This window comes from Nostoc spongiaeforme FACHB-130, assembly GCF_014698475.1.
GTDB classification, from domain to species: domain Bacteria; phylum Cyanobacteriota; class Cyanobacteriia; order Cyanobacteriales; family Nostocaceae; genus Nostoc_B; species Nostoc_B spongiaeforme.
In genome coordinates this window covers 23,213-29,544 of sequence record NZ_JACJTB010000067.1, presented here as the reverse complement: position 1 = coordinate 29,544, position 6,332 = coordinate 23,213, and the positions used below count along the sequence as shown (strand labels likewise).

6 protein-coding genes and 1 pseudogene are annotated in these 6,332 nt (G+C 40.9%); 4 read left to right on the top strand and 3 right to left on the bottom strand.

The genetic code is table 11. From position 1 onward, the window contains the following. A pseudogene (locus tag H6G74_RS28815) lies at positions 1-560 on the top strand (toprim domain-containing protein); the annotation flags it as partial. A gap of 366 nt (positions 561-926) precedes the next feature. On the opposite strand, the gene H6G74_RS28810 reads toward H6G74_RS28815, so the two are convergent. From H6G74_RS28810 to H6G74_RS28800, 3 genes are all read right to left on the bottom strand, one after another. After that, positions 927-1,571, bottom strand: a complete 645-nt coding sequence (locus H6G74_RS28810) for a hypothetical protein (protein ID WP_190693460.1) — start codon at positions 1,569-1,571, stop codon at positions 927-929. 70 nt (positions 1,572-1,641) lie between these two features. Then, entirely contained in the window at positions 1,642-1,782 is a 141-nt protein-coding gene (locus H6G74_RS28805; protein ID WP_190693458.1) for a hypothetical protein, read from the bottom strand. Between the two features lie 22 nt (positions 1,783-1,804). Further along, on the bottom strand, positions 1,805-2,917 hold the full coding sequence (locus H6G74_RS28800) for a DUF6745 domain-containing protein (RefSeq protein ID WP_199336366.1): 1,113 nt from the start codon (positions 2,915-2,917) through the stop codon (positions 1,805-1,807). A 518-nt stretch (positions 2,918-3,435) separates the two neighbouring features. Between H6G74_RS28800 and H6G74_RS28795 the strand changes: the two genes are divergently transcribed. The 3 genes from H6G74_RS28795 (at position 3,436) to H6G74_RS28785 (ending at position 6,253) form a co-directional block, all read left to right on the top strand. Further along, positions 3,436-4,296: a HEAT repeat domain-containing protein gene (locus H6G74_RS28795; RefSeq protein WP_190970995.1), complete on the top strand. Its 861-nt coding sequence runs from the start codon at positions 3,436-3,438 to the stop codon at positions 4,294-4,296. Between the two features lie 95 nt (positions 4,297-4,391). Beyond that, positions 4,392-5,147, top strand: a complete 756-nt coding sequence (locus H6G74_RS28790) for a ParA family protein (RefSeq protein ID WP_190970994.1) — start codon at positions 4,392-4,394, stop codon at positions 5,145-5,147. Beyond that, positions 5,144-6,253: a ParB/RepB/Spo0J family partition protein gene (locus tag H6G74_RS28785; RefSeq protein ID WP_190970993.1), complete on the top strand. Its 1,110-nt coding sequence runs from the start codon at positions 5,144-5,146 to the stop codon at positions 6,251-6,253. The genes H6G74_RS28790 and H6G74_RS28785 overlap by 4 nt, the downstream gene beginning before the upstream one ends. Positions 6,254-6,332: the final 79 nt, after the last annotated feature.

Below are 6,332 nucleotides of genomic sequence, written 5' to 3'. Positions count from 1 at the left end.
TAACTAACTTCCTTGTAGGAGCATTACAACGTCAGGGGTTAGGTTACGTAGACCAGCAGGAAAATGTTGTCTTTATTAAGCGCGATCTGAACGGTGAAAAGTCAGGCGCACTGCTTTGGGATACCACACGCCTTGACAATCGCTGTTCTGAGTACCCTGAAAATGGCGATCGCTCACAGGGATGGTTTTACCTAAAATTGGGTGGAGAGGTTGACGATAAAATCGAGAGAGTTATCTTGTGTGATTCCCCAATTGAGGCACTGTCAATTGCACATATTGATAGGGATGCACACAAGGGACAACCACCAGTTAGAACAATGTATATGGCTGTTGATGATCCGAACTCGTGGCCCCTTGAATTGCTCAAGAATGTGAACAGAATTGCTTTGGCATTTAATAACGATTCTCAGGGTAATGAAACAGCCCAAGTTGTTCAAAAAATGCTACCGCAGGCTAAAAGAGTTGCACCTAGTGGGCGGACTTGGAATGAGATTTTGATTGAAGCGCAGCAGAAAGAAATCGAACAGCAGAAACAACGCTCTAGGGGTTTTAGTCGATGAGTCGTGTTGCGCCGACGAACTCGTTGCCGCTATCGCTCAATTAGGCGGTGCTGAGACGGGGCAATAGTTTACTGGTGAAGATGCCGAGTTGATCAAAGCCCCGCCCAGCACTTCGCTGCGCCGCCTAATTGCCACGAGTTCTTAAATCTTCTTAAATATTAGTATCAGTTCTATATAGAGATAAATCTATGCTTTACTATCAATAATCAATCAATTACTTATAGATTTTGTTGCAAGTAAGAAACTGAGTTAAGAAAAATTTGATTAGTTCGCTCAATATCTTTATCTATAAGGTTTGTGAGAGCCAATGCTGTGCAACTTCCTTGCGAGGTCGTGGCTTAACTATTTGCTTACTACAGTTATGTATTAAGTAGAAAATCCTTTGTACTCTAAACTAAAACACTGCTTGAGCCATTGCTTAATTTCGTTGCGGGATGCACTAACTCCTGGCTTTAGTGTATCAATAGGTAACATCTCTCTCAACTGTGCCATCTGCGAGGAACGGTCATGTTCTTCTACAAGTTGCCCATGATCAAAGATTAACTCATAAACAGTTCTGAACTTGTATGCAGGGTGAAAGCCCATGTGAACATACATCTGGCGGATGAAGTCGTTTCCCAGTAACAAACCACCAGTAAAGGGAATCAACTCCCTTATACCATCTATTTTAAAGTCTGATGACTCCCAGTGAGTCTCGGTTTTATTGCTTGTCAAATGAATACGCTGTCCATACTCTGTATATCGAGCAGGTGTTTTACCAAACAGCTTCAGCCCATCTCCTTGTTCTGCCTTCAACTGATCCGCTTCACTTAGCCCGATATTGAGTTGTGTAAGAAACAGAGATTTATCAGCAACCTCATAAGTACAGTAATAACCCCGCCAGCAAGCAGAAGAAATCATTACTGGCTTAACACCATACTGTAGTGGTTCAAATAAGCCAGAACCATTGATACCAGTAATGTCACAAAATTTTTGATGATATAAGACCCTATCGCTGATTTGGGCAGTCATTAACTTAATTCTTGGTCGTACTTTAGTTCTCAATGTTAGTGTAAAGATTAGCTTGGCTGCATCCGCGATTTTATTTAAAGATGGGTTTGAAAGTTTTGTTGAAATACTGTGAAAAATTGAGTTTTTCGATTTTAATGTCGTGTAATGTGGGGAAGACGACATTCAAGGGAAAGCGGCTAGTATGAGCATTTAAGTTAAAGTCAGCTTTCATTGCCACTTTACTAAAAAGATACTTAAGTTTGCACACTAAATTCTTCAGGAGCAATACCCCAATTTACCCAACAAATAGCATCTTGTGCTGATTGAATATCCGGTGGTACGCGCAATACATGAATCCTTTGGGTGCTAGGACAGGTCATTTTCAACAAATAAATTGGTTCTACATCTATATCGGAATTAATTTTAAGAAGCGTATATTCTTGCCAGGAATCTAATTCAACTGCTTGTAACTGTTCCAAAATGCGAGTATAACCAATACCTTGAATTAACACGCGCCGCAGTTCAGCGTTATCTTCTTCTAATAACCATTTTGCTGACCACTGAGTTGGGGGTAATTTGCCATATAACTCTGGCAACCTGACACCATGATATGCGTAAACGCTATACCCATCAGCAAATTGAACTGCTGCTTCTCCTTCAGCATGAAGGATATTCTCTTGATCAAAAGATACCTTGCAAGGACGCTCACAGACTATACAAACCTTTTCATATTTGGATATTAAACCACAGTATTGGATTAAATCTTGAAATACCTGCCATTTTCTCTTGTCATGATTAATGGCAAGGACTGAAATACAAAAATCTAACATACAACCCCAAACTGCCCACTCTGCTGTTCTAGTCAAGGGTTGTGTCAAATATAAAATGTCAGTAAATTCAATTTTTGGTTGATCGAGTTCAGTCATTAATTGCTGTTCAATACGTTGTGTTATGCCATGAGGAAAGTATGAGCTTTGTGGATGACTTGCAGTTGGGTAATATGGAAATTCAGGAAATTGTATTTGATTCCGTAATCTGATGAAGAGTTGATAATCAAGCTGTTGATTTATTCCATGTTGAATATGTTCTACTACTCTTTTAAGAAACTTGATATCAATCTTACGCCCTAGATAAGCTTTAAAGTTTTCAATAGCCAGAACTTTTTGAATTGCTGCCAGAGGATTACTATAGAATAAAATTTCTGGTTCTGGATAGTCGCTTACAGCATAAGCAGCTTTAATTATTGCTGCAACTTTTTCATGATTAATTGGTTCTGTAGAGATTGCTATCTTTCGCCATTTGTCTCGGTAAATGGCAATCATTGCTTCTTGTTCCTTAGTCAGTTCAGTGATGATACGCCTTGGCATAACTTGAGACAAGTTAAATACAGAACTCTAAACTTAAGTTACCCAGAATCAAGTTTGATACTACTGTTTAGTTAAAACCAAGAAAAAACTAAGAATGTTTTCTGATGCTCTAGCTTGAATGTTTGATGAATAAAGTTTTCAGCCGCCAATGTGTCGCACCTTGATTATGCAGTCGAAGGGCGATCGCAACTTTCTCCCCCAGCTACCCCAGCCCCCCCAGCTTGCTCGGCTCGACCGTGCAATAGAGATACGCAACATTGGCTCTCGAAAGCATTGATTTCACCCTGCTGTATTCACCAATCTAAGAAAATTTGTAAAAAATTTTCTTACTTGAGAGCAATATATCGTATTGTTACCATCTGCTGTAATGAGGTGTTCTCTGCGGGAGGAACAAAAACACTCCTATTTGTAGCGTAGTTTCTTTAGTGATGTGGTTGTATTTGGAGTCAAACTACTGTTAAGAGTAAAGTGCAATCAAAAAACTTGTTCAGTTTCTTAAAGAATTGATTCCAAAATTTATGCCTAAAAATAGTTATTCATCTCCTGTTAATCAATTACTTGACTATCAGCCAGGAACTGAAAAATTATCCCCAGATGAATGGCCTGACTACCGAGAGCTAGGCATCACGGCTGATGATATTCCTGAGTTAATCCGTATGGCAACGGATGAGGATTTATACAATCTTTCAGATGATGACTTTGGTTTTTTTGGTGAATACAGTTTATTAGAATACGCGCCTCTCCATGCAATTCGGGCATTAGGGCAACTCCGAGCAGAATCAGCAATTGAGCCATTGATTAGCTTATTCCCCAAAATGGATGATGCTTTTGATAATGAAGTCTTGTTCTGCTTGATTGAGGAGTTGACGGATGTTTTAAGCCTGATTGGTTTAAGAGCAATCCCAGCACTCACAAATTTTCTGGCTGATGACTCTCATGACGAAACTTGGCGAGTTCACGCTATGGTTACTATCAAAAAAATTGCCTGTGTATATCCAGAGCATCAGGCGGATTGTGTTGCTGCCTTGTCTCAACAGCTAGAGAATTTTGAAGAAAATAGCCCAGAGTTAAATGGTCACATCATTTCTGTGCTAATTGACCTCAAAGCAATAGATTCTTTACCTCTGATTGAGCAAGCTTTTGAAGCGGGGCGTGTTGATGATGAGGTGGTGGGAGATTTTGATGATGTGCATTTTCTTTTTGGCTTAAAGACTAGGAAAACCCTACCGCCTAAATCCCTACCCCCAACTGGCAATCAGCAAACAACATCAAAAATTGTTACTCCCCAACAGAGCGTTAATGATCATGAAAGCTTGGATAAAGCACAACAAAAGAGAGAAGCTCGAAGACAGCGAAATTTAAAAAATTCCTCAAAATAGTTGATACAGCCTGTCAGAAAAACAAAAATAAACATTGTTTCTTGGCTTCTTACCGCTATCTTAAATTGTAACGGTGCAGCTAAACCAACTCACTTATGAGCCGAATCATCGCAGTTTTTAATCAGGCCGGAGGTGTTGCCAAAACCACCCTTACCCAAAACCTGGGCTACCAACTAGCACAACTGAATCATCGTGTGCTGCTCATCGACATAGACCCCCAAGCCAGCTTAACTATCTTTATGGGCTTGGTTCCAAGAGACATAGAGCCAACTGTCAACAATGCCATTGTGGATGAACAACCCCTGCCAATTATTGAGGGTATTCATGGCATGGATTTAGCCCCGTCCAACATCTCTCTGGCTACGGCAGAAATGCAATTGGTTAGTGCTTCCATGCGGGATTTCCGCCTCAGAGAAGCCATCGAACCAATTGAACCTGATTACGATTTTATATTAATAGACTGCCCTCCCAGTTTAGGGCTATTGTCTTACATCTCTCTTGTTGCTGCCACTCATGTTATTGTCCCCCTGGAAACCCATTTCAAAGCCTTTGAGGGTACAGGCGAATTATTAAAAACAGTTGCTACCGTCCGCAACAAGCCCAACCGTAAACTACAAATAGCTGGATTTGTACCGACAAAATACGATGCCCGTAACTCTCAAGACACTCGTACCCTAGCAGCCATCACTGAACAACTAGCAAGTGCTGGAACTGTCTTTGCTCCGATTCCTCGTTCTACCGCTTTTGTTGATGCCTCAGAAGAACGAATGCCCTTGGCAGTTTACGACCCAAAGCACCCATCTGTTGCCATCTTGAAAAAAATAGCCCTTAGTTTAGAATCATTAAAATGACACGCCCCAAAACCACCCGACCCCTCAAAAGCAAAATTGAAGTACCTTGGGACACCACAGGCGGATTGAATGCTGGTTCTCCCCAAGCCATGCCGTTAGACCAGATTGTTCTGCCCCCGAATCAACCTCGTCGTTACTTTGACTCTGAGGCATTAAAGCAGTTAACTGAATCCATCAAACAGTATGGCATCCTGCAACCCCTTTTAGTCCGCCCCCTGGATGGAGAAAAACACGAATTAGTCGCAGGAGAACGTCGCTATCGTGCCGCCCAAGAAAATGGTTTAAAAGAAGTCCCCGTTGTCATTAGGCAATTAGACGACAATGCAGCTTTTCAACTTGCACTGATAGAAAACTTGCTGCGGGAAGACCTGAACCCAGTTGAAGAAACCGAAGGTATCCTGCATTTGCTGGCTCTCAAATTAGGTCGAATCCCCCAGGAAGTACCCCCATTACTGTATCGTCTACAACGCTTACAAAACAAGACATCTACAGTTACCCATAACATTATGGTCGCATCCGATAGCGATGGTAATGAATCTAGCCATAACGTTATGGGCGCAGTTGAAAATGATTCTACTAATAACGCTATCAACGATGGTGAAAGTGATATTGAATTATCTACCCATAACGTTATGGGCGAAACTGAAACCCACAATTTAGACCCCAATCATGAGCCATCTGCTGACCCAGATTTAAAAATTGTTGAAGGTGTATTTGAGGGACTTGGCTTAATGACCTGGGCATCTTTCGTCAAGAATCGTCTGCCCTTGCTAAACCTCCCTGAAGATATTCTTTCTGCACTAAGACAAGGAAAACTTGAATACACTAAAGCCAAAGCCATTGCTCAAATTCAGGATTTAGACGAGCGCGTTGCCTTTACAGAACAAGCTATTGCTAACAACTGGTCTTTAAGCGAAATTAAACAGCGCATTAGTGAAAAGAAAACCCTTGCCTCTAACCCTCAAACTGAATCTAACAATTACAAAGAACGTTTTGCTGTTGCCAGCACTAAACTAAAAAAATCACGCATCTGGTCAGACCCAAAAAAACGCAAGCAAATCGAAAAATTACTCTCACAACTGGAAACACTTACAAATTTTGAGTGACCTTACCTACCCATAGCATGATGCAGAAAACAGAAGATTCAAATATTTTTTATACTTAGCTTGTGTTCCTTTTTAAGTT